17 protein-coding genes and 1 pseudogene are annotated in these 24,741 nt (G+C 58.7%); 10 read left to right on the top strand and 8 right to left on the bottom strand.

Features of this window, described 5'->3' with window-relative positions; all coding sequences use genetic code 11:
- The 3 genes from tnpC to tnpA form a co-directional block, all read right to left on the bottom strand.
- On the bottom strand, positions 1 to 1,444 hold a 1,444-nt coding region (gene tnpC, locus AXW67_RS33445), incomplete at its 3' end, for an IS66 family transposase (protein WP_063676403.1).
- A 50-nt stretch (positions 1,445 to 1,494) separates the two neighbouring features.
- The gene (gene tnpB / locus AXW67_RS33440; RefSeq protein WP_063676402.1) at positions 1,495 to 1,848 is read right to left on the bottom strand and encodes an IS66 family insertion sequence element accessory protein TnpB; all 354 of its coding nucleotides are present in this window, start codon (positions 1,846 to 1,848) and stop codon (positions 1,495 to 1,497) included.
- Positions 1,845 to 2,279, bottom strand: coding sequence for an IS66-like element accessory protein TnpA (tnpA, locus tag AXW67_RS33435; protein ID WP_063676401.1), 435 nt, complete (start codon positions 2,277 to 2,279; stop codon positions 1,845 to 1,847). Before tnpA ends, tnpB begins: the two co-directional genes overlap by 4 nt.
- A gap of 252 nt (positions 2,280 to 2,531) precedes the next feature.
- Here tnpA and AXW67_RS33430 point away from each other — a divergent pair, with 252 nt between their 5' ends.
- Positions 2,532 to 2,867, top strand: coding sequence for a hypothetical protein (locus AXW67_RS33430; RefSeq protein ID WP_145928045.1), 336 nt, complete (start codon positions 2,532 to 2,534; stop codon positions 2,865 to 2,867).
- Between the two features lie 37 nt (positions 2,868 to 2,904).
- On the opposite strand, the gene AXW67_RS33425 is transcribed toward AXW67_RS33430, so the two are convergent.
- Positions 2,905 to 3,630, bottom strand: coding sequence for a DEAD/DEAH box helicase (locus AXW67_RS33425; RefSeq protein WP_063681360.1), 726 nt, complete (start codon positions 3,628 to 3,630; stop codon positions 2,905 to 2,907).
- Between the two features lie 2 nt (positions 3,631 to 3,632).
- A complete protein-coding gene (locus tag AXW67_RS33420) occupies positions 3,633 to 3,842 on the bottom strand; it encodes a hypothetical protein (RefSeq protein WP_063681359.1) in 210 nt (69 codons plus the stop codon).
- A 143-nt stretch (positions 3,843 to 3,985) separates the two neighbouring features.
- Between AXW67_RS33420 and AXW67_RS33415 the strand changes: the two genes are divergently transcribed.
- The 9 genes from AXW67_RS33415 to AXW67_RS33370 all read left to right on the top strand — a co-directional run bounded on the left by AXW67_RS33415 (position 3,986) and on the right by AXW67_RS33370 (position 19,721).
- On the top strand, positions 3,986 to 5,815 hold the full coding sequence (locus AXW67_RS33415) for an AAA family ATPase (RefSeq protein ID WP_063681358.1): 1,830 nt from the start codon (positions 3,986 to 3,988) through the stop codon (positions 5,813 to 5,815).
- A complete protein-coding gene (locus tag AXW67_RS33410; protein ID WP_063681357.1) occupies positions 5,812 to 6,465 on the top strand; it encodes a 4Fe-4S single cluster domain-containing protein in 654 nt (217 codons plus the stop codon). Before AXW67_RS33415 ends, AXW67_RS33410 begins: the two co-directional genes overlap by 4 nt.
- A gap of 76 nt (positions 6,466 to 6,541) precedes the next feature.
- A complete protein-coding gene (locus tag AXW67_RS33405) occupies positions 6,542 to 12,736 on the top strand; it encodes an AAA domain-containing protein (RefSeq protein WP_245315802.1) in 6,195 nt (2,064 codons plus the stop codon).
- A complete protein-coding gene (locus tag AXW67_RS33400) occupies positions 12,733 to 14,091 on the top strand; it encodes a serine/threonine-protein kinase (RefSeq protein ID WP_063681355.1) in 1,359 nt (452 codons plus the stop codon). The genes AXW67_RS33405 and AXW67_RS33400 overlap by 4 nt, the downstream gene beginning before the upstream one ends.
- 1,071 nt (positions 14,092 to 15,162) lie before the next feature.
- Positions 15,163 to 15,753 carry a hypothetical protein gene (locus AXW67_RS33390; RefSeq protein ID WP_063681353.1) on the top strand — a complete coding sequence of 197 codons (591 nt, stop codon included), beginning with the start codon at positions 15,163 to 15,165 and terminating at the stop codon, positions 15,751 to 15,753.
- A gap of 334 nt (positions 15,754 to 16,087) precedes the next feature.
- The gene (locus AXW67_RS33385) at positions 16,088 to 16,567 is read left to right on the top strand and encodes a hypothetical protein (protein ID WP_145928044.1); all 480 of its coding nucleotides are present in this window, start codon (positions 16,088 to 16,090) and stop codon (positions 16,565 to 16,567) included.
- 56 nt (positions 16,568 to 16,623) lie between these two features.
- Entirely contained in the window at positions 16,624 to 17,496 is an 873-nt protein-coding gene (locus AXW67_RS33380; protein WP_063681351.1) for a hypothetical protein, read from the top strand.
- A 21-nt stretch (positions 17,497 to 17,517) separates the two neighbouring features.
- Positions 17,518 to 18,090, top strand: a complete 573-nt coding sequence (locus tag AXW67_RS33375; RefSeq protein ID WP_063681350.1) for a hypothetical protein — start codon at positions 17,518 to 17,520, stop codon at positions 18,088 to 18,090.
- 515 nt (positions 18,091 to 18,605) lie between these two features.
- A complete protein-coding gene (locus AXW67_RS33370) occupies positions 18,606 to 19,721 on the top strand; it encodes a radical SAM protein (protein ID WP_063681349.1) in 1,116 nt (371 codons plus the stop codon).
- 426 nt (positions 19,722 to 20,147) lie between these two features.
- Here the strand turns inward: AXW67_RS33370 and AXW67_RS33365 are convergent, their stop codons facing one another.
- From AXW67_RS33365 to AXW67_RS41165, 3 genes and pseudogenes are all read right to left on the bottom strand, one after another.
- Positions 20,148 to 21,731, bottom strand: coding sequence for a glycosyl hydrolase family 18 protein (locus tag AXW67_RS33365; protein WP_063681348.1), 1,584 nt, complete (start codon positions 21,729 to 21,731; stop codon positions 20,148 to 20,150).
- A 641-nt stretch (positions 21,732 to 22,372) separates the two neighbouring features.
- Entirely contained in the window at positions 22,373 to 22,987 is a 615-nt protein-coding gene (locus tag AXW67_RS33360; RefSeq protein ID WP_063681347.1) for a hypothetical protein, read from the bottom strand.
- A gap of 449 nt (positions 22,988 to 23,436) precedes the next feature.
- Positions 23,437 to 24,234 (bottom strand): annotated as a pseudogene (locus tag AXW67_RS41165) (IS5 family transposase).
- Positions 24,235 to 24,741: the final 507 nt, after the last annotated feature.

The following is a 24,741-nucleotide window of genomic DNA, read 5'->3' as shown; positions in this document are numbered from 1 at the left end:
GGTAGGCCTGCGGGTCGAGTTCATGGAGTTTTGCCGTGTTCACGAGCGAAGCCAGGATCGCCCAGCTCTCGGCGCCGCCCTCGCTGCCGCTGAACAATGAGTTGCGTCTTCCCATCGCAATCGGGCGCATGGAACGCTCGACTGTGTTGCTGTCCACCTCGACACGGCCGTCGCGGAGAAACAGCGTCAACCCGTCCCAGTGATTGAGCGCGTAGTTGATGGCCTCCGTCAGCTTCGACTGGGAGAAGAGCTGGCTGGCCATGGCGGTCAGCCGCGCCCTGAGCGCCTCCATCAACGGAGCGGACCTGGTGCGGCGGGCGGCCAGCCGCTGCTCGGCGCTGCTGCCGCGGATCTCCGCTTCGATGGCATAGACCGCCTGCAAGCGTTCGATCACCTCGCGCGCGAACGGCGACTGCGTCGTCTTATAGACCTCCACGAATTTGCGTCGGGCGTGGGCGAGACAAAAGGCGAGCTGGATTGCGCCGCCATGATCGCGGGCGAGCGCTTTGTAGGCGGCATAACCGTCGACCTGCAGAATGCCGGAAAAGCCCATCAATTGTCTGGCGATCTCTTCCGTGCCGCGGCCGTTGGCGAACACGTAGGCAACCGCCGGCGGCGAGGGCCCGCCCCATGGCCGGTCATCCATGGCATGCGCCCAGAACTGGCAGATGCGGGTGCGATGTCGCCCGGGATCGAGCACCGGCATCGGCGTCTCGTCGCAGAACACGCGCGGTGCAGCCTGGATCATCTGCAGCTGCAGCTCATAGAGGCTCTTGAGCCACCAGGCGGCACGCTTGATCCAGCCGGCGAGTGTCGCACGGTCAAGCTGGATGCCTTGGCCGGCCAGGATCTGCACCTGCCGGTACAGCGGCAGATACCAGGCGAACTTCGAGACCACCACATGGCTCACCAGTGCCGTCGAGGCCATGCCGCTCTCAATCAGGCGCGGCAGTACCTTCGCCTGGACTACGCCATCGGTACAGCTGCGGCAGGCGTACTTGGGACGGACCGTCCGCAGCACCTGCAGCATCGCCGGGATCACGTCCAGCACCTCGCTGACGTCCTCGCCAATCTTGTGAAGCTGGCCCTGGCAGCACGGGCAAGCGGTCGCCTCCGGCTCCAGCACCTGCTCACAACGCGGCAGGTGCTTGGGCAGCGCACCGATGTTGCGGCGCGCTCTCTTGCGTGGCCTGTCCGGCGACTTCGCCGCAGGCGCATCGTCGTTGGCCGGCGCAGGCCGTGTGGCGTCGGTTTGAAGATCATCCAGCTCGAGCGCCAGTTGCTCGTCCACGAGCACCGCAAGCTTCTCCGAACGCTTCCCGAAAATCATCTCCCTGAGTGTCTGCATCGCCACGCGCAGCTTCTCGTTCTCGGCGTCAAGCGCGAGTACCATCTCGGTCAGAACCGCCGGATCGGTCGGGAGAGCGTCGGGGCGAATCGCCATGATCAGACGATACAGGCGCGCGCCGCTTGCTCCAGCAAAATCCTCACTCCTCAGCCGGCAATGGCCGGCTGCTTCACAGGCTTGGGTGAGACACGCGTCCACTCAAGCCCATCGAGCAGCATCGCAAGCTGCGTCGCACTCAGGTGCACCACACCGTTGCGGATCGGCGGCCAGGTGAAACGCCCTTGGTGCAGCCACTTCGTTACCAGCACCATGCCGCTGCCGTCCCACGCCAGAAGCTTCACTCTGTCCATGCGCTTGCTGCGGAACACGAAGACGTCGCCGCAATACGGGTTCGCGCGCAGTGCTTCGCTCACCAGCGCCGACAGCGTGTGCACCGACTTGCGAAAGTCGACCGGCTGGGCCGCCAGCACCACCTTGAGGTCTGACCGTAGCGCAATCACCGGATGCCCCGAAGCGCCGACAGCACCGTCGACAACGTCGCTAGTTCCACACCCGGCGCGATCCGGATGCGCGCCCCGTTCAGCTCGATCTCGATCACCCCGCAGGCCTTGGTCGACAACGCGCTGATCTCCTGTGCCGACGAAATAGGCTCGTCGGCTGTGCCGCTGTTCTCGGCCCCAATTTGGATTGGCACAAAGCTCGCCGGACCAGCCACCGCCGCAACCTGGCGTCGCCACACCGTGAGCAGCCCGCGGGCAACGCCATTGCGCCGCGCTACCTCGGAGATGTTCACACCTTCCTCAAAGCTCTCCGCCACGATCCGGGCCTTCTCCTCGCCCGTCCATCGTCGCCGGCGACGTTCCCCAGTGATCACCTCGACACGACGATAGGAATCACCTTCCTGCCTGGCATCAAGCATGGCATTTGCCATCGTTCCATCTCCACCGATCCGCTCATGCCAGGCTGTATCGCGCGTTAGCCAAGGGATACCTAGGTGGGGGCCTCACGCCGGTTACGTTTGATCGGCGGAAGAGTACGAAGGCGACCATCATTGGCAGCCACCGCGCCTTTCAGACCCCTCAAAATGCCGGTGCGTCAACGTGCCAGCATACGAGCGCGTCCATATCCACCAACACGACCCTCCCCGAAGCCCTGGCGGACTCGACCGCCTCATGCGTTGCCCGTGCTCGAACAAATGGGCTACGAGGTCACAAGCTTCAAGATTACTTGGGGCCTTCCACCTAAAGCGCGCTTACGACTGAAATCGAACGGCGGCGCGGACATCCAGAAGATGAGCGCAATTGCAGCGAAAGCTCCCACCGATGGCGTTTTAGCATCGACGCTTATCTCTAGCGCGGCCACCGCAAAACGAATCCAGAGCAGTATGAAGCTCGGAACGGCGTTTCTCGATGTCGATTTCGCTTTGCCCCCTCGCGTCAGCATGAAGTTTGTGAACTCGAAAGAGAACAGTAAAGAGGAACCGCGAGATCTAGACGATTTGGAATTCGCCTGTAGGTGACGCACAACGGCTGAATATCGGCTGACTTTAGTCGGCATCAAAGAGGTGGCAATTCGATCGCCATCTCAACGTATCTGCAAAAGGCGTTGGCGAGCTGCATCTGCCTCGGGGTTCGGCACTCAGCCTCGAAAAGTCGAGGCGAGGCGACAATGACGCAGACGCACTTCGCTCTCGAGGTGGCGACGTTGAGGCGATTGGCGCTATAGAGAAATTCCATCCCACGCGGAGCGTCGGAATGGCTCGAGGTTGTCATGGAATAGATGACGATGGGAGCCTCTTGCCCCTGAAACTTGTCGACGGTGCCTACGTGTGCGCCGGGGATAAGCTCCTGCACCTCGAAGACCTGGGCATTATAAGGAGCGACGATCAGGATATCGTCGAGTTCGATCGGTCGCTGCACACCCTCCCGATCGATCCAAGTTCTGCCGGTGTCCAATATCTCCGAAACGAGAAGCCGGACGGCCTCGGCCTCCTCTTTCGCACAGTTCTGGTTGCCGGCGTGTTCGACAGGCAGATATCTGAGCCCGGCTCCACTGACCCTGCTCGTCGACCTGATTTCCTGCTTTTCGAGCCCGGCGCGCGATCGCGGCCGTTCCTCGTAAAAGAGCTCCGAGTTGAAGGCGGCAAGACGTCTGCGCGTCCATTCCATCTTCCCGCCTGGAGAGCTCCCTCCCTGCACGATGACGGCATCGCCGCGCTCCATGGCGGATATGGTCGCGTCCACTGCAGCGGTGTCGACCCCGACACCGTCGACGACCGTCACGGTTAGGCCCCCTTCCTGAGATGGTCGATATAGCGCTGTTCATGCAGCGCGCTACGCTCGGCGAGCGTCGCAAGAACCGGATATATCTTCGGTTTCGGTTTCTGCAGTTGACCGTTGGCCACCTTCAGATCGAGTTCCGTCAGATACCCGCAGTTCAGATGGCCGACCAGATCGCCGGCACTCAGATTGATAGTGCCCTCGATGCTCTGCATGCGCCCTTCTCAAACCGATCCAGCCTTCCCGTTCTAAACCGTCGCCTTAGCCCATTTCCCTATGAACTCGCGGGAATTGTGCTCGAAATAGGCGAGTGAGATAGCTTATAATCGCGCGGACGAGTACAAGGGGGGCCTTCTCGGTGCACGATAGTTCGGTGGAAAGAGCCAGGTGGCTCCGCGATTTGCTGCGTTTTCTGCCTCTTCGTAGCCAGTTCGTCCTCTCGGGAAATACCCGGGACCTTCAGATTCACGAAGTCGTCCCGGGCGAGGTTACCGCAGCGCCGCTATCCCGGGTTCTGCCGGACGTATTGAAAGAGGCCGGCTATGCCCGCGTCGCATGCTTCGACCTTCTGAACGGATTTCGAGATATCGAGCCGGCCGATGGAAGCTACCTCACTCAACTGGGTCTGACGCCGACCAACGGAGCAGCCCCCGGCGGGATCGACCTGCTGTCGGCCACCCTTGAAAGGCATGTCGGAGCCGAAGGACTGCCGTCGGCGCTCATCGTCGACTTCGCCTCGAGACTGATCGCGCGAAACGAGGCGTTATCGCCTCCCGAACACCAGCTTTTCTCCCGGGCGCTGATCCTTTCTCATTCAGCGCGTGCGCGGCCGGCTGGCGATAAGCGCCTGCCCTACTTCAATACGGTCATCTGGATCGTCGACAAGGAGGGTGACCTGCCCGACTGGTTCCTGATCGGAAACCCGCGGATACGTCACATTCCCATCGGACGACCGGATCATGTCGCGAGAAGAAGCATGATCCGCTCCCTGGTCCGCGGTCTTCCGGGCGCACAGAACGCGGAGCAATCGGATCTGGACAAGTCCACCCAAGGATTTGTCGACGAGACTGAAGGCCTTCTGCTGTTGGACCTGAGCGCGGTCGCTCAGCTCGCCCGGAGCGAGGGCGTCCAGTTCGATCGGATCGGGGATGCCGTTCGGCGGTTCAAGGTGGGCGTGACGGAGGATCCCTGGCGCAAGATCAGCCGCGAAAAGATCAGCTCGGGTGAAGAATTCGTGAGACGCCGCGTCAAGGGACAGGCTGACGCCGTCACCCATATGCTGGACATCGTCAAGCGCGCGGTGACCGGGATCGGACAATCGCCGAGAGGCGGCCGACCAAGAGGTGTGGTCTTTCTCGCTGGACCGACCGGAGTCGGCAAGACCGAACTCGCGAAGACGATCACCAGCCTGCTGTTCGGTGACGAAAGCGCCTACATCCGGTTCGACATGTCGGAGTTCAGCGCCGAGCACTCGGATCAACGGCTCATCGGCGCCCCGCCCGGCTATATCGGATACGACGTCGGTGGCGAGCTCACGAACGCGATCCGCGAGAAGCCGTTCAGCGTCGTCCTGTTCGACGAAATCGAGAAGGCCCATCCGAGAATCCTCGACAAGTTCCTGCAGGTTCTCGACGACGGCGTCCTCACCTCGGGACGAGGCGATCGCGTCTATTTCTCCGAAGCCTTCATCGTCTTTACGTCGAATCTGGGCATCTACGTACCGGGGCCGTCCGGTGAGAGAATTGCCAACGTGACGCCTGAAGAGACATTCGAAGGGGTGCGGAGAAAGGTTCGATGCGAGATCGAGAAGCACTTCAAGCAGGTCCTCAATCGACCCGAGATATTGAACCGTATCGGAGAGAACGTAATCGTCTTCGACTTCATCCGCCCCGATGTTGCAAACGAGATATTCGATCAGATGGTCGACAACCTGCTCAGAGACGTCAAATCGGTGGGCCATGACGTGACACTGACAGAAGCCGCCCGCGAGGTCCTTCGCAGCCTGTGCCTGGCTGATCTCTCGAATGGCGGGCGCGGCATTCGTAACCAGGTCGAGTCTCACCTTATCAACCCGCTCTCACGGAGTCTGTTCGACCGCGGAGCGGAAGCTGGGCGCAGATACAGGATCGAAGGGATCCGACCCGGAGCATCGACGACGATCAACCTCGTGAGCGAGCAGTCCCTATGACCACGACGGTCAATCTGTCGCGAATCCATTTCCCGGTCACGAGTCTGGGGCCCGGCCGCAGGATTGGAATATGGTTTCAAGGCTGTTCGATTCGCTGTCCAGGATGCATCTCCATGGACACGTGGGTGCTCGGACGCGGGACGACGACGATGGACGAGGTCATGGAGGCAATTTCACCCTGGCTTTCGACCGCCGATGGAATCACGATCTCGGGCGGAGAACCCTTCGATCAGCAAGACGCCTTGTTCGAGCTTCTGGCGCGGCTCAAGTCGAGATCGACGACGGACATCCTCGTCTTTACCGGGTACCCCTTGGCCACGATCTCCAAAGCGCTCGTTTCCTCGCCCTCTCTCATCGATGCGATCGTCACCGGGCCATTTGACATCGACGAGAAGCAAACTCTGGCGCTTCGTGGCAGCGACAATCAGGAACTGCACCTGATGACGCCCTTGGGCCGCGCTCGGTTCGAAAGCTTCGACCGCCCCATCGACGAAAGAGACCGCACCTTCGACGTCATGTTCGATGAAAACGGAGACGTCTGGCTCGCGGGCATTCCAGCTCGCGGCGATTTCAAGCGCCTGCGAAACATTCTCGAAGGCGACGGATCGACACTTCAAATTTCGGAAGATACGCGTTTTCCATCTCTTTAGAATCTGGCTGATGATTAGACTTTGTCCGAACTGCAACACTGACAGGCCTGTCACGGAGATCTTCTGCGAAGGCACGTTGAACGGCCAAAACTGTGGCTGGGACCTGTCGACGGTCGATATAACGTCGCCCGGAGCAACGAGACCCAAGCCGAATCCGCCTGAAAATCCCGCTCCGAGCGTCCCGACGTGCCGAAACGGTCATCAGGGCTCTCCCGGCGACCTGATCTGCAGCGTATGCGGCGAGCCGATCATCGAACCGCACGATACACGCTCGACGACCGACACCGACCCCGGGCCAGAGCCCGAGCGCGAGACGATCGTGGATGGTTGGCGTCTACAGGACCGGATTGTCTCGTCGAGCGCCGTCCGCGAACGCTTCGTCGCCACGCGCGACTCCGACGGACGGCGTGGAATACTCACGCTTTACGCAGCCGGCTCGGAGCCGGATCAAGCCATCTACGACTTGCTCTCGAAGCTCCCTCGAGATCACGTCCCAGAGTTCTTCGCCACCGGTCGCTGGCAAGACCGTGCATATGAAGTCGCGGAGGAATTCAGCGGCGGCACCCTCGCGGATTTCGCCGTTGATCCTGCCGATCAGGCGGCGATGGGTAAGTTGGTTGGCGAGCTTGCGCAGGCCGTCCATTCCCTCACCGAAGCCGGATTGCGGCACAGGGATCTTCGGCCTTCGGTCATCTTCGTGCGCTCCAGGGAGCCGCTGGACCTCGTCATCGGGGGGTTCGGATCAGCACGGCTTTCCGAATTCGACCTGGATATCGTATCTCCGCTCGAAACGACCCGCTACATGGCTCCGGAAGCGATAGCCGGCGGCGTCGCTCCAGCTTCCGACTGGTGGAGCATGGGGATGATCTTGCTGGAGAAGATCACTCAAGGCGCATGCTTCGAAGGTATCAACGAGCAGGCGTTTCTGATCCACATTCTCACCAACGGCGTACACCTACCCGAAAGTCTGGATGATCGGATCAACACCCTGCTTCGCGGCCTCCTGGCTCGTGACAGGCGCCAGCGGTGGCAATGGAAGGAAGTTCAGGCATGGCTCCGCGGAGAGACCGTGTCCGCTCCGGCAGCCGAAACAGCGGGCGACACCGAGGGCCGAACCTCAATCTCGCTGAGTGGTAAGCAATATCGGTCCGCAAACATGTTCGCATTGGCGGCGGCCGAAGCGGCAAACTGGGATCAAGCCAAGGTCCTCGTCCTCAGAGGTGCCGTCGCGAGCTGGGCTTCCGAGGCCGGCTTCGAAGCGGCGATATCGGCGGGTCTCAGGCAAATCCTGCGGACCGAGGGCCTTCAGGAGGACCTGAAGCTTTCCATCTCTCTGAAGACGCTCAATCCATCGATGCCTCTGATCGTCAGAGGCAATATCGTCACGCCGGGCTGGCTGCTCGATCATCCGACGGACGGTTACAGTCTGATCACCGGCCCGGCGCCCGACCTGCTCAGGAAGATTGATCCGGACGACTGGCTCTGGCGTCTCAAGGTCCGGTCGGACACGGTTCGAAAGCGACTGGACCAACTGGAAATCACGGTGGACGAGGATGCTCTGCGCGTCCATCTTCTGTCAACGTCAATGGCCCGCCTGGAGGCGCTTTGGGAAGAACGGCGAAAGCTCTTCCCCGATACCGACCATGCCGGCGTGGCCGCGCTCACAGAGCGCCGCATTTCGGCGGAAGAAGATCTCCTCATCCTGCTCAGCGCGACGTCGAACCAGTTCCGCTCCGTCGCCGAGGTCATCGAAGAAGCGAAAAAGGAAGCGTCGGCGGCGGGGCTCGGCGACTTTTCACCCGAGGAAGCTACGACACTCCTTGGCCGACCACGTCGCGAGATCTACCAGGCGATCGACGAGCGCATTCAGAACTTCGCCAGATGCGGTATCAAGGAAGCCGACGAATGGGCGGACCAGTTCCGCCTGGACAGGCGGATGCCCTTGGGGCGCGCGCTCGCTCTTCTCTCCGTCCCGGACGAGACATGGAAACCGCTTCCGAAGCAAGGTTACGTCTCGACGATCCTGGATTTTTTCGCCAAGCGGATCTCGGGCGGTGTATTGCGCGGGCCGCTGACGCGGATGCTCATCGGCAAATCGGCCAGGATTGACCTCACCGAGCTCGATACCTCCAGGGTGCCGGCGACCGAAATTCTGGATCAACTTCTCGGTCGCACAAACCGGACCGTGAACATCGATCCAGCGGCCTTCGCCGAGGACGACGGGCTTGAGCGAAGACTGCGATCGCTTCACTCCCATGCGTTGCTCTACAAGCGCGATACCGGCATCGATGGTCTGTACTTGGGATTTCCGTTCCTGATCATGCGCGATAGCCGACCAAACGCGAGACCGCGGATCGCGCCGGTGCTGCTATGGCCCGCGCGCGTCAATCCCGAGGTGGGAAACCGGGGTCACGTCGCTTTAGGATATGGGCGCGAGAGAAATCCCGATACGGAGATCGAGCATGTCGTGATCAATCCCGCGCTCGAAGGGATGGTGGGCATCCCCGAAGCCAGACGATGGCAGGAAGCGGCGAACGAGCTTCTGACCCATACCAGCCTGTCCGTCCAGGCGGTGATGGACGCCTTCAGTCGGTTGGCCAAGCCGGTCGGTAACCAATTGACGGCGCTTCCCGGGAAAGACGTCACGGTCGGCTCGCAAGAGCGTCAGCTCGTGCCCGCCGCCGTATTATTCCACCTGGCGTTCATGGGTCAGGCGGTCATGAAGGATCTCGAGACGCTCCGAGGGGCGCCGCCAACGGCGACCGCGCTCGAGGCCGCTCTCCGTCTGAACGAACAGCGGGTGGCGCCTTCTGCGTCACTCCAGGTAAAGGAAGTCGACCGATACTTCACTGCCGACAGCGATCCTTCGCAGGAGGCCGCCGTTATCGAAGCGCGTCAGGCTCCGGGACTGGTCATCGAAGGACCGCCCGGAACGGGCAAGAGCCAGACGATTGTTAACATGGTGGCGGACGCCATCGGCATGAGGAAGTCGCTTCTCGTCATCTGCCAGAAACAAGCCGCGCTCGACGTCGTGCGAAAGCGCTTGGAAAAGGAACGCCTGGCCGATCGCTTCGTCATGATCACCGACGTCAATCGCGATCGCGAGTCGATCGTCGGCGCGATCCGCTCGCAAGTCCAAGTTTTGCATAACCTTCCCCCGGGGAGCAGCCCGGCGTGGAAACGGGAACGCGAACGATTGGCTGCGCGCATCGAAACGCTCGAGACGGAGCTGGATCGTCGCCAAACCGCGCTTCATTCTGTCGACGATCGAACCGGATTGTCATATCGGACGCTGCTTGGTGAGATGTTGGAGATCGAAGAAGGCAGTCCTAAGCCTCTCGACGTTCCTGAACTTCGCCCGCTGCTGTCGGGTCTGCATCCGACGGAAGTTGCGACGATCGAGGAGAATTGCGGCCCCCTCGCGAAATTCTGGCTGCCGGCGAAATTCGAAGACAATCCCCTTTCCGCGCTCAAACCGTTCAACCCCGATCGTGGTACGGCGGCCGCCGTCGCCCTGCATCTGCAGGCATTCCAGGAAGCGGACGCCCGGCGCGCGGAGACCGATGCGGAGACGTCGGATTGTCTGAGGATATCGGATCCGATCGCCTTCCAGTCTTGGCTCGTCGAAGCTAACGATCTTCGCACCATCAGCGATTCCGTGTGCTCGAACCTAGCCCGGTTGCGTCCACTGTTCCGAGGCGCGGATGGTGGAACGTCGCAAGCCGCTCGCATGCTCGATAGGTTGCTACGAATCAAAGAGATATTCTCATCGCTCGACGGCCCCTCCTACAAAACTACGTTTTGCTCGAAGCTCATCGCCCTGAATGAGGAAGACTTGCGGTCCGCGGCGGAGCTCGCGGGCCGCGTTCGCTTGCCGGCAAGCGGTTTGCAATGGATGAACCCGCTACATTGGTTGCGAAAGCGCCGAGTAAGGGAAGTCCTTTCGTCGTTGCAGCTTCCGCAAGGTGCCGACGCTATCGGCTCGTTGTACTATGCGGCCGAGCTCGAACTGGCCCTGCGCGAGCCCAGGCGTGAACTCGACCAATACTTCAACGTCCTCTTCGGCCGAGCCCCCAATCTGGATCTATCGCCCGGGAAGCTCGCCGATTTCGCCGAGAGCCTGCATTCGTTCCTCGACGGGCTAAGCGGCCACAATTCGCTCATCGATCGGTGCCCGAGCCGGTCTGAGCTCGATCGGGTCGTCTCGACCGGAAACACCGAGGAGCTCGGCTTGTTCTTTGAGCGGGGGGATCGGACGCTCAGGAGGCAAGAAGCGAGAGAGGAGAGTCGCGCCGCGCTCGAGCGGCTCAGGACCTACTTCGACGAGCTGTGGCTCGGATCGAGACGCTCGTCGATAGAGAATGGACGCTCCAACGCGAGCGCCGTCGCCCAGATCGTGCAGTCCTTGCCGATGCTTACCAGCTACCAAGAATTCCGGCTTCGATCCGCGCGGCTGGGCGACAAGGAGCGGGCCATCTTCGCCACTCTCAGGTCCAGAGAGTCCGAGCTGTCGGAATTGCCCTCCGACGACCTCGACTCCTGCATTCGCGCCACCATAGGGCGCGAGGCCCGTCTAGAATGGAAGGCCTTCATGGAGGCTGACAATCCGGACGTACTTTTCGATGGCGGAGAGATGGAGGCGAAGGTAAAATCGCTCGCGGAGGCTGACGCGCAGATCCGGCACTACAATAGGGATCTTCTCGTTCAAGGGATCGACGCCGGAAAAGTGCGTCCGCCGTCCGATTGGGACCCGATCACGAAGCTTCGCGGCCCGAGAGCACTCCGGTTGCGTGAGTTCATCGATCGGGCAGTTCCACTCGGTCTCTTCGCCCTTCGCCCGGTGTGGCTGATGACACCGGACGTCGCCAGTCGCGTACTGCAACCGCGTCCCGGGCTCTTCGATACCGTCATCTTCGATGAAGCTTCGCAGATGCCGGTGGAATATGCGCTGCCTTCGCTCTTCCGTAGCAAGCTCGTCGTCGTCAGCGGCGACGAAAAGCAGATGCCACCGACCTCTTTCTTCGCCAGCAAGGTCGAGAACGACGAAGCGGCGATATTCGACGGCGATGAACCCGAAGAAGGAGCGACCGAAGAAGAACGCGACGCCTTCGCTGAGACCTGGAATCGACGAGAGATCAAGGATTGTCCAGATCTTCTTCAGCTCGCCCGTTCCGTGCTCCGGACCCGCACGCTACAGGTGCACTACCGTTCGAAGTACCGGGAGCTTATTTCATTTTCGAACGCATCGTTTTACGCCAATGGTCTCAGCGTCCCCGTACGGCATCCCGAAGAGACCATCCGCAGGCTCAAGCCCATCGAAGTCGTACGTTCCGATGGCACCTACAAGAGCCAGACGAACGAGAAGGAAGCGACCAATGTCGTGGAGTACCTTTCCGAACTATGGGAGGATCCATCGCCGCCGTCAGTCGGGGTCGTGACGTTCAACCGCAAGCAGGCCGACGCCATAGAAGACGCCTTGGAAGACCGTGCCGAGGACGATGCAGCGTTCCGCGATGCATTGATGCGCGAGCGCGAACGTACCGAAAATGGCGAGGACATGGGATTTTTCGTCAAGAACGTGGAAAACGTACAAGGCGACGAGCGTGACGTCATCGTTTTCTCGACAACCTTCGGCCGCAACGAGCACGGCGCCTTCCGGAAAAGCTTCGGGGCGCTGGGGCACGCGGGCGGCGAACGGCGCCTGAATGTCGCGGTGACGCGTGCAAGAGAAAAGGTGCTCATCGTGACGTCCATGCCGATATCGGAGATATCGGATCTGTTGACCAGACGGAGCGGTCCCAGGGTGCCCCGCGACTATCTGCAAGGCTATCTCGAATATGCCAGGACAGTGTCCGAGGGCCTCGCAGAGTCCGGCAAGACCCTCTTGGAGAGGATGGTGACGGAACAGCGCCCCCACCACGAAGCCGGAGATCAGGACGACGATGGCTTCACCAAGTCCGTCAAAGCCTTCCTTGAGGCCAACGGTTGGAAGCCCAGCAGGGCGCGCGACGGCGGCGCATTCAGCCTCGACTTCGCGGTGACTGATCCCCGGACCGGTCTCTACGCGATAGGTGTGGAATGCGACGCGCCACGGCATCGATTGCTGGAGAGAGCTCGTGCTCGCGAGATCTGGCGTCCCAGGGTGCTGGGAAGAGCCGTCCCTTACGTACACAGAGTTTCGTCGTATGCTTGGACTCACGCCGGAGACGCAGAACGTCTGCGGCTCAAGAATGCCGTAGAAAACGCGCTCCGTGGGGGAGGATTGCAATGAGCGGACCCAAAGCATTCAGGATCGTTACCCGCGCCGAAATCATCGCCATCTGCCGTCGTAACCTCGCGCGGCTCGACGCCGCGATCGAAAGCTGGACTTCCGCCGGCAAACGCAACGGCACGATCGAGCAGAAGGATATCGACAAGGTCATAGCCCGGCGGGACGATCTTCGTCGGCTGCTTGATGCCGATCGTCTCGTCGAACTACAGAAGCAGGTCGCAGCTGAGATCGCCTTTCTTCAGGCGGACTCCGAACGCCGGCTCGAAAGGGCCGCAGAGGTGGCGGCACGTTTGAAGCGCGACTTGAGGCGGTCCAAAGTCGCGGCCCAAGCGCTGCTCGAGAGACTGCAAATTCTGAAAATCGAGATTCCGCCCGATATCCGCAGCGAGCTCAGCGGCTCGACGTCCTCCGAGCGCCTAGAAGCGGCCATGGCCAAGGCGCTCTTGCTCCTTCCTTCTCAGGATGCACCGGGAACCGCGACAGACCGCCAACGCGAACTCGCAGCCAGGCTCAGCGCCGGCGAGCGCCGCGATACGTTGCAAGAATGGATTTCTCGACAACCTCAGGAGATCGAAGATCCGGCCTTGGCGCGCGTCGATGCTTTTCTCGGCGAGTTGCGTGGGCTTGGCATCGATTCCGGCCCATTCTCGGCTCGTGTCGCGGTCCTGGAAGCAGAACCACCGGCCAGAAGATCGCTTATCGCGGATAGTCTTCTGTTGGACCTTGCCGCGGCCGTGAAGGATGGCCGAGCCCGTGCACGGATAGCGAACGAGCTGCGCGAACGGCGCGCCGAACTTTCTATGATGAGGTCGCTGGAGGCAGCTTCACTCCTCGCCGAAATCGACACAACGCTTGCGGTGCCATCGGCCAGCAACGGGCAAGAACTCGTCCAGCGCGCAGACCTTCTCATTGAGGAAGAATTCAAGGCGATGGCGGCCGAAGAGCGCAGGCGTGCCGTGCTCGACGGCCTTGCCAGCCTTGGCTATGAGGTATCTGAGGGGATGGCGACCGCCTGGGTCCAGAACCGCCAGATCGTTCTCCGTAAGGCGGCCAACCCTGGCTATGGGGTCGAGCTCTCGGGCGGATCGAAATCGGATCTCCTCCAGGTGAGGGCCGTTGGCATCGCCAGCTCAGCCGAAGCGCGCGATGCGAACCGTGATCGTGACATGGAAACGATATGGTGCGGTGAATTTGATCGGCTGAAGGCCTTGGTCGCACAAGCAGGTGGAAACGTTTCGATTGAGTTCGCTCGCCCGGTCGGTCAGGTCCCCCTGAAGATCGTGCCAGACTCGATTGCGAGTCACGAAATCGAGTTCATCGACAGACAACATCGATCACTGCCCAGTCAGCTTTGAAAATATCGAGGCAAGGAGGCGTCGTCGGTCCTGCTAGGGTGAGTCGAATTCGATGCTGATAAGTACCTCTTGGTTAGTTTATCAGTCCGCGAACTACCCCCGTTTGAACCATTCATACAGCATCGTCGGTGCAGACCCTTCTATTATTTAGTCGAGATCCCCGCCCCGTTTCGGCATGTCTTTGTGTTACGCACCACTACGCGCACAGCATCGGCGCGCGAAGAATGGCCTACTCACTCTCACTCGGCGGCGTCTCAGTATGAGCGGCGATCTGCCTAACAGCGGTGATCTTCCGGCAACATTTGACCTGCCCCGTCTTCATCAATTCGCAATGCGAGACCCCAGTCGGACTTTTCTCTAGCGTAGCCCCGCGTGGTCTAGCTCGCGCGCCAGACAGTTCTAGTGGAAAAACCGCCGTAATCGTTTCCGGCGTTCGACCCGACCACCGCAATCGCGTAAGCAATCGTAGGAGCGGCGGGCTTCCACTCCTTCCGGTACACATTCAAGCGCATCGCTCGCGATGCCCGCCTTTAGAGGAGCTTCACGAGGCCATCACGGGACACACCAACAGCAAGCAGAGCCTTGGGCGAAGACTATGACAAGGGCTTCTCCATCAAGTCTCTCGCGAAAGCGATGGCACAGATAGAGGCCCCGGTGAATTTGTCAGAACTAGCATGGAAAGCTCGAGAATGTGTGATCTAAAGGAGACCCAACACGAAGCCTTCAGATTACCCACGAACAAGGACATTCCAATCTGGAGATATATGGACCTCGCCAAATATCTGTCCATACTGAATAGCAGCGGCCTGTTCTTCCCGAGAGCAACATCGTTCGAAGACCCATTTGAGGGGTCAGCCCCCAGGACTATTGTTTCGACTCGCGAATACATCCGGACCAACCGCGCAACCGCCCCTGCGCTTCTGCACTGGAAGGATACACCGATGTGATTTTTGATCAGTTAGGAACGATAACAAAGGCTTCGGTTCGAAACTATCTGGTCAGTTGTTGGCACCTGAATGAATACGGGTCAGCAGCGATGTGGAAGCTCTACTCAACCTCAAATGAGTCTGTATGCGTGCGATCGACATACCGGCGGTGCGACTTTGCCTTCCGGAATGCGTGTTTATCGGAGAGGTCAATTACATCGATTACGACAAAGAGTCCTTCGAGCAGTACCAGATGCTGAATTTCATTATGCACAAGCGTCTTTCGTTTGCTCATGAACGAGAGCTAAGGGCGATCTTCTGGGAAATGGACGGCTCTCCCGAAGCTCAACCATACAAGGACAAGATTGGACCTTCAGGCCTCACCATTGAGGTCCAGCTATCATCGTTGATTGAGAACGTCTATGTGAGTCCGACCGCCGCTGCGCCTTGGTTTGCAAAGCTTGTCGAAGACCTGACGGCCAAATGTGGTTTTGCTTTCCCCATCTGCCACTCTGCTCTTGCGACAGCCCCCTTTACTAGACCAAATTCATTCTCAGGCGTGACGCACCCAAGGTTCAAGGCACACTCCGGCAAATCGACTTCATGGGCGGGGACTGAGAAATGCATTTCAAGAATTTCACGCCAGGCTTGGTTGCCTGTCTTTTTGCCGCCTGCGCTGCTCACGCTCAGTCCAATCAAGAGCGATACGCACTTCAGGAGCGATATGAAGGACTAAGTCGCCCGGAATCTCCGTCGCGCTCGGCGGAAAGCAGGATACCATCTGTCTTTCCGTTTCCTTCGCGCCTTCCCTCTCAGTACGTCGGCTTGCCTGCGACTTGTTCAACTGCCATATTCGGGCATGATTGACTCGTTGCGCAGGCCCATCGCCCGCTGAGCTGAGCTTCCTCTGAACTGGCACAGTGTAAGCGTGCCATTGGTAGCCGGCAAAGAAAGTCGCTTTGCAGTTCCCACGGCATACACCTCGAATTGTGCCCCAAAAGATCCTCTCCCCTTGCGTCGGGTGAAGCGAATCACGTCTGCTGATGTACGGCAACCGCATTGAGATCCCCATGTCCCTTTTTCACGTCAATGCAGCACTTCTCCAACCCGGCGCCGTGATCTTGCCCGGCAACTGGGGGCGAGTGATCCGACAAGCCGGATGGCAGCACGGACGATCGGTCTTTGAGGTTGCGCTCGAGGACCAGCGGCTAAGGACTTTTCCGCACCTACCTTCGCGGCTGGATTGCTCTTTCTTCTTCGATGACGTCGAGGAAGCGAGATTCTATCGGCTGGCCCAGAATCAGCACACGCACAATCTGTATGAGGTCGAACTGGTCGATCCGCGTGCCACACTGCATTGCACGGACTGGCGCAATATTTCGCCAAGCGGAAGCCTCGATAACGATTGGACGTATCGATACTGGGCCCCGGTTTATCAGCCCCCAATCCATCAGACGTCCAATCAGTCGGTCAACCAACCACCAAATGTATTTCAGTGCCGTGAGGTCTTGGCAGTGACCTCGCTGATGATCGTGGCTGCTCTTCCGTAGGACGCGCATGCAGAACGAGGTGTAGAAGCGCCCATAGTCTCCGTCCGCCGCCGCACATGAACTTCATTGACGAAACTAGTGAAGACCTGAGTGCCCTCATCGTGCGCGATCTCGGTCCACTGCCTCAAGGCGTCCTGACCAACAGGATTGTTCTGGACTGGATGCACTACCGGGCACGGCTAATCCCATGCCGACCGAGACTGGTTGTTGTGGCGCCGCAAGTCGCAGCGCTGCGAGACACCTACCCCGCCATCAATCAGCTAAAGGCAGCTCTTGAGGTTGGAGCAGATGTCTCACCGTGGCTCAGCGAGAGGGTGCGCAAGCAGCGATCAAATCTAACGGCCGATCTGATGTTCAACGATTGGCAGATTAGCCACTTCCACCTCGGGCGGCTCTTTGAGCGGGCAAACAAAATTGGACCAAGACCTCACGGCCGTCCCTTGCTGTTTGCACACGTCAAGGCCGATCGGGCGATCTTACTGGACGTACAGCCGCACGGTTCATGGACGATGCAGCGAATCCTGGGCATTCTCCGCGATCTCAGCCCCGACGATCTGCCCGAGCTAAAGGGAATACTGCCACCCGGAAGCGGCAGCTCGCCCACCGATGAACAACTGCGCAACCTTCGTCAGAACGGGTACACCGCCCCCACTGAAATAAGCGGCAAAGTGTTTGCAGCGCCGGGACTGGGGCAATCGACCTTACATCACGCCACGCGAATGTTGGTCCAAGCGCATCACCTCGCGAAAAGGCTTGCGCACCTTCACGAGGCGTTGGCCGAAAATCGGCTGCCTTGGTACATTCAAATGCAACTCGCGGGGCGCATTGGACTCCCGGTACGGCTTGGCCTTACTCTGGATGCCGGATGCTTGGTGGTCTACGAGAAGATGCGCGGCATCGAGTTCTTCAGGCTTCCTGCCTTTGAGTAGGTCTTGTAATGGAGCAATCATTTGTCCGAGAGCACGGCACGCGTAGCCCTGAGGAAGGCGCGATACTTTCTTGCCCAGGCGCAGCAGGCGGAGAGCGACGACAAAATACTAAACGACCACCTCCCTTTCGCGGCTAACCTGGAAGCTGCCCTTGTCTATGCGCGAACTTCTATCGAACATCTCAAAGCGGAATACTCTTCGAAGTTTAACGAGCGAGGATACAGACATTGGCACGATCGGACATGGCGTGACTCCAACCCGCTCTTCCACTATTTTTACGCGCGTCGAAATTTCATTCTTCACCAGGAGCCTGAGCCAACCCATGCACAAGTGAACGTGCAAGCGAACCTTGGGATTACGGCTTCCGTCTCGGTATCCCTCACAGTTACCCGCACAGACGGAACGGTAGAATATTTCCCAGCGGCGAGCCGCCCGGAACCGAAGCAACCCCCCGTACGTGCATCGAGCACGCAGTCGCAGCGTTTCTTCTTCAGCGAGCACGCTTGGCGAGAGAAACCAGCCCTGCTGTACATAGAGGAATTTATCGAATGCTGTGAAAGCTTCGTGTCGGCCGCCGAACGGGCCTTCCTTTAGCGCTCGACTAGTCCCCTCCCCGTGCAACACAGACCACCAATCGGGAGGCAAACACCTCCGCCTTTCCAATACGCTGCGCCGGCTCTCAGTTTATTTTCGGGAGGGAGCAGCGAAGGCAGATCTCCCGTTGACCGTCACCTTTGAGAGCAATCAGATGGAATCCGCCTCATTTAGACTGGATGTAGTCTCTCTGACCAGCTGCTAGGAGGCGGAGCTCCTGCTGCTAAGAGCCCATCACTAATCTGAAAAGCCCTGAGCGCACGCCCGCGCTCTCGGCTCCTTTCTCATGTGTCCGGTTCTCGACGTTAACGTCCAGAACTCGACGCATGAGCCCTATCGTCGCGCCCTTACCTCGGCTTTTGTGTAACATTTGCGTGACGCCTTTGTTGGCACGCAGATTGCTCCAACGTGACGTCGGTCTTCAGCCATCGACCGTCGCGGTGCGGCGAGCCGGGAACACTTTGCCGCCCTCGCAAGAGCAAATTCTGCAATTCGCATCTCGGTGGAACACAATCATGGGAGCTCAACAAAAGAGAGCTGCAAAATTCGATTTAGCTCTGAAGAACAGTTATGGAGTGCGCATAGAGGAGATATTTCGACTTGGCGCCTTGAGAGACGGCATTCAGCTCCTCACGACCGACGTGCGCTTTCCCATGCTCGGGCAGGTCATACCGAGAGTTGAAATCCAAATCCATGGGCGGAACTATTTCAAGACCATCACGGTGCGCATCAATCCAAGCTCGCCATTCATGTATGACGGCGAATCCCTCATCGCATCGGTGAACGGTGAGATCAGGCAAATCCATTGCCGCCAACATGTCGATCCTGCACATGCGCCCACGGCTATGTACAATTTCGGAATAATGCGCGCGAATGCCGCTCGCAGTTTTGTATTCGACTACCACGTGTACTGCTGCTATTCCTGCGACTTTTGCTTCAAGGAAAATGAATGGGAGGCACTGGCAATTCAGGGAGGCGGCAGCACCGATTACAAAGCCAATTTCTACGCTTGTTTGGACTACATCAATGAGCACGGCGACGAATTTAATGCAAAATACGACGTCGTCTGGCTCTGCACCGGAAGTGTGAAGAACGAGAAGGCGGAACTAGATCGGCACACGACGATCGCTCGTCGGCTCAGAGAGGTGGGATACACAGGAGGTATCCACGTCTCACAAGTCGTGCCGCAAAGTATCCGGAGCGATCACAACAAGCGACGAGATTACCTCTCGGCTTTGAAGCAAGCGGGAATCTCACGGTTCAGCACGGGTATTGAGATCATAGATCCCGCGATGCGGCGAAAGTACATCCACGGTTTCAAGGCTGAACTCCGCTTTGAGGACTACATTACCATCTTCACCGAGGCAGTCGAAATATTCGGGCGATGCGGGGCCGGAAGCTGTCTTCTCGCCGGAATTGAGGCTTCCGATAATACGATTACCGGATTGGAAGCATTGGCGAAGATCGGCGTTGTGCCTGCCCCGACAGTTTTGACGCCGTTCGTCGTAAAACAGATGGATATTCCATTCTGCTACGATCTTGACGAATTGATAGAGACGCACGCTCGCTTCCACGAGATCATGGCTCGCTACGAGATGCCGGTTTTCTCCGGCGTATTCAGCCTCGCTTGAGCGATCAGGAACTAAGCTATGCTGCCTACTGATGATGCACGGCAACAGTATCTGGGCAAACAAAGATGATATTATTGGACGCAGTAACGAGACCTGACATGCCGGCCCATGGTGGACCATCAATCGTCTATTCCTCTCGAAAACAGACAACCGTAGCTCTTGCGTAGAGAGCCCTCACCAACCAACATTCAGACGAAATCAACGACATGGCTAGCGCCAGCGCCTAGCCGAGGGCTCGAACTCGAACTCGAATGCCAATCAAACGAAGCCGCATCGACCATAATGCGTTCTGTGCGTGAGAATACGTGCGTGAGCGCACGTAAGCGGAAATTCATGACGAACAGCGATATAACGTCGTTCTGCGTTGTACCTGTATCAGGTCGATCGACCCAAATACGATGCTTTCTGGCGTCAACGCACGCTGCTCTAGCGTGGAATATTAGCCGCGCAGTTATAGATTAGTCCGGAGAGACCCATTTTTGTGCAAGCCTCTTTGAGAACGTCCTTGGGAGTTGCCCAGCTCGAGTTCCAGTTGTGTTCATCGGAGCGAACGTCTTTATATAGATCCCACATTATGATTCCTGACCGAGAATATTTGACTGTCTCGTCAAGGATCTCTGCCAGATCACGTTTCGTCAGTGGCAGATTTCCCGTTGCCGGCTGCCCCACCTCGAATCCAACCGTGATAGGTGGCGCGATCAGGAGTTTGCGAGGTTGAACGGACGCTAAGGCGCGAGTTCTCGACCCCGAGACCAGTGCGTTGGAACTTGTAAACTGCGAATCTGCGGGCAGTCCGCTGCCATTTTTGAGCCAGACAACGAACTGATTGTAATAAAAATTCACTTGGCCGACGAGATCACAGGGAATGTGTGAGTCAGGATGAGCGCTCTCACAACTTGCATTGCTGAGATCGTACGACATGACTCCGATATGGCTTAGCTTGTCAATTTCGGCCTGATGGAGCAGGGCGGTGTTGTAGATCAGGCCATATAGATTCCCGCCCCACCATGCACCACCGTCAATACCGGAGTTCGGAGCCACAGTGCTCCAATTGGCTGACATGATCGGGATTCCACCAGTAGCCGGTGCAGCGGCACTTAGCTTCAGCGAGGGCTTGATGCTTTTGATGGAGGCGTCCAGCGACTTTAAAATCGCGGCGAACTTTTCGATCGTCCGCGGCATAGCACGTGGAGTTGTCTTGCTGCCAGGATTGAGTTTCATGCTGTCGTCAAACACGTCTTCCCCCATCCCGCGCTCAATCAAGGCGGTGTCGCTTAACAGCTTGGCCTTGAACTCGTCTGGCCCGGGCGGCGTGATCTTGTCGGGAGTCAATGTCCAGGCCTTGGCATTGATGTCGGCGTGCCAAAACTCTTCGTAGTCAACATCAATACCCGCAACACCAAGATCGTTTGCAAGCGAAACAATGTTTTTATATGCGTCGTCCGCGTTGCTTCCTGTGATGCTGCTTTCGAAGCTAGACCGAAGTATTTTGGTGGCAGGGTTTGGAAAGGTGTCATAAACCTCATTCTGCGGGCCGCATGAATTCGGCTTTGCCGTCGTCTTATCGTAGATCTTGGGCAGGCAACTGAAATTCCATCCGCCGACAGCGATGTACGTTGCCACACCGTTTGCTTTCAACTCAGCCACGATTTTCTTCAGAGTGTCGAAGTCGGCTTTCGGGTCACCTGGTTCAGGAGATACAGCTTTGCCATCAGTGCATGTGTACCCGAAAAGCCCCGTGCAGGTCAGATCGTTGGATGTGTACCTGATCAAGCTGGGATGCACGAACGACAGCATGAGATTATTGAAGTTTGCGCCTTCGCGCCCGATCTTATTGCTGAGCTCCTTCAGGTTCATTAAGCTCGCGTAGTAGGCAGGCGTGTCTTTCTCCGCCGGGGGACCGCTTAGGAAATACGCCGAACTCTCGGGCGCTGCCAGAGCATTCGCCCAAGAACAAAATGCAAAAATGATCGACAGCAGTGCCTGCCGCAATATCGTCCTGGCGATCATACCTCTACTCCATTTGTCCGACCAAGCGCCACTCGCCTGCGCAGTCGATTAGGCGTTTGCGGATAGGCCTAAGCTTTGGGAGAATAATTGAGCATGCTTCTGAGGTGCGCACGCCTGCGAATTGGGTTTACTAATATAGCGACGTTCGGGCTGCCGGAGACCGCAAGGCCAAGTTTGCACCGTCGAAGACAGCGTCACCAGCATCCAAATCGAGGCCAAACCAACCGCTCCCTTCCAATTGTAGCCGTTCTGACCTCCCGCCAGGAACACGGGAGCATCGACGACGTCGCCCGCCCTAAATCGACGGACCATAGCGATCACTGATGATGTTCGGCCGCAGCCCCCGCCGACATGCTCGCCGATCCCTCCAGTCCAGCTTCACAGCGGCGATCGGACCTTTGCCGCCGGCCCGAGATCCGCCGAATGGACCTCACCGCCTGCGACGAACGCAGCTGCGGCGCTCCCAAAAAAGGAAAAGTTGCGTTCGCACGACGAGCTCGTTGGAAACTCACCAGCTAGTCTTGAATTTCACGGTCAGCTCCCTCGTCGTCCCGCCCTGGGCGATCTCGCTAATCGAACCGGAGACGCTGACATTGTCGAACAGCTTCTGCTCGGCGCCAAACTTGAGGAGCCATTTGTCGTCAGTCGCCAGTATGGTGCGGCCGGCGATAAAGCTCGTGCCGGTACCGGGTATCGCAATTTTGCGCCGATTGACGGGTCCCGTAGTAGCCTGCCAGATGCCCAGCGATGCCGGAGAACGGCAGCATGCCCTGCTGAATCGCGTAGCAGCCGATCTGCAGGTTCAGCGAATAGTCGTGCGACAGCGATACCGACTTGATCAAAGCGGCGCCTAACGTACTACTCGCTTCGCTGGAATCGGCCGCTGCCTCCAAGACGGTCTTGTCCCAGATGAAGCCCAATCCGGGTACGGTCGCCACGGCCCAGGCGCGACCGGTGGATTGCGGCACGCTGCCGCCGTTGGCGGCCATCTCTTGCAGCAATTCCAACTTCGTGGAGGACTCGCGTACCACCATCATGTCGGCGCCGATCCAAGATTCCCAGAACCGCGCGATCGACTGTTTGACGGTGACGGCGAAGGCGCCATTCAACTGCGTCTTGGATGACCAATTCAGATCGTCGCGGGCCGATGCAGCTTGCATACCGCGCTTCTTCGCGGCAACCGCCTGCCCGATCGAGGTGGCTTGAGACGCAGCCATCAGGGTCGCGAAAACAAAAGCCGTCGCCCAGAGCGCCATCCGGTCAACCCCCTCGTGAATTCCATAGTCGCTGCAGCCAATTCCACGAAGAAGCGGGATTAGAAGCATTGTAGCTCGGCTCTCGAGGTGGGGCACAGCGCCGTTAGGTCCGTCGCGGCGATGCCGAGCTCCGCCCGCTCTACGACCGCGGACGCGATGCGTGATGCCATTTATCTCGATCGGACTTAAGGCGGCGCAGAGCGCGGAAGCAAGAAACGGCTTTGTCATTTTGGAGACGCTTTTCTCGTGGGCTGACAATCTTTCCTTTTCCCCTACAACCTGACGCCACGGCCGGTTCAAGCCTTCGCCTGAGTGCTTTCCGAAGCTATGACCAGCGTCAGATCGTTGGCGAAAAGGAAGCAATAACTCTGTCTTTCAATCAGGCTGCACGACAAGATCGCTTGGTCTAACTCGCATGCGGTTTACCGACCGGCCTGAAAACAGCGAGATCACCAGCGGAAACATACATCCCGGATATTCGGCCTGTGGTAGGAGGCGGACGCATCAAGGCGAAGCCATAGCCTGATTGACGCCAGTTGAACGAAAGCGAGGTAGTTGGCGGCAAGCTTATCGTAACGCGTCGCCACCCGGCGACATTGTTTGATCCTGTGAAGAACCGCTCGATCTGGTTGCGAGCGCGATAGAGATACGGGCTGAAGCAGATCGGAACGCTGCGATTACTTTCGGCGGGATGTTGGCCCATGCTCCCTTCTTCATGGCAAGCTCTCTGATCCAGTCGGCGTCATAGCCACGGTCGGCAAGCAGCATTGACCCGGATTTCAGATGAGGCAGCAGTTTTCCGGCAAGCCGAACGTCGTGTGCCTCGCCGTGGCTCAACGCCAGCCGTACCGGCAGACCGTTGCTATCGACCACCGCATGAATTTTGCTCGTCAAGCCGCCGTGTGACCTTCCTGTCGATTGGCGCCGGTTCCTTGTGATGTAGGCTCCATGCTGATGCACGCGGACAATCGAGATGTCGATCATCTGGACAGCGGCATCATGGGCAGCCACAAGTGCGTCTATGATGCGACGCCAGACACCAGCCTGCCTCCAGCGGACGAAGCGGTTATAGCATGTGGTGTACGGCGAATCGTCTCGGGCAGATCGCGCCAGGGTGCTCCGGAGCGCAAGACCCAGAAAATGCCATTGAGGACACGCCGGTGGTTTACCCGAGGAACGCCACGCGGCTTGTTCGGCAGCATCGGCTTGATAGCAGCCCATTCATAATCGGCGAGTTCATAGCGCATGATTCGAGCCCCCAGTTTGGGAGTTTGAATCATAGAAGGTCGGCCGATCGCAACGGTCTCCGTGGCCAACTCCGGTTCGGCGGTTACGGGCAGAAGCGGACATCAATCCGATAACAACCCTCGCCGAATCCGTCGAAGATGCGCATTGCGGAGCTCGGCATAAATTTACCGTTCGTTTAGTCAAAGCAACCGAGATTGCTAATGGGCTAACAAGGGTGCCCCGACTTGAGACGCATTCTAATCTTCGGCTTGCTCGGCCCGGCGATGACTTCTTGGTCGTCGCAGCATTGGCGGGCTTGGGCTGGGCCCACCTATTTCAGCAGTGGCAGTTTTTCTTGCCCATTGTTTATAGTCTCGCGCTCATCTCATCCCGTTCCTGTGCGGGGCTCGACCATCATTTGGCTCATTGCTGCCGTCGTCGGCAATGATTGCCGGTCTCATGGCTTTGGGGGAAAGGGGGACGCAAGTTTGATTGGCTATTGCGGGCAGGGAGAAGACGGAATGCCA

The organism is Bradyrhizobium neotropicale, assembly GCF_001641695.1.
Lineage (GTDB): Bacteria > Pseudomonadota > Alphaproteobacteria > Rhizobiales > Xanthobacteraceae > Bradyrhizobium > Bradyrhizobium neotropicale.
This window is presented reverse-complemented; position numbering and strand designations above follow the sequence as displayed.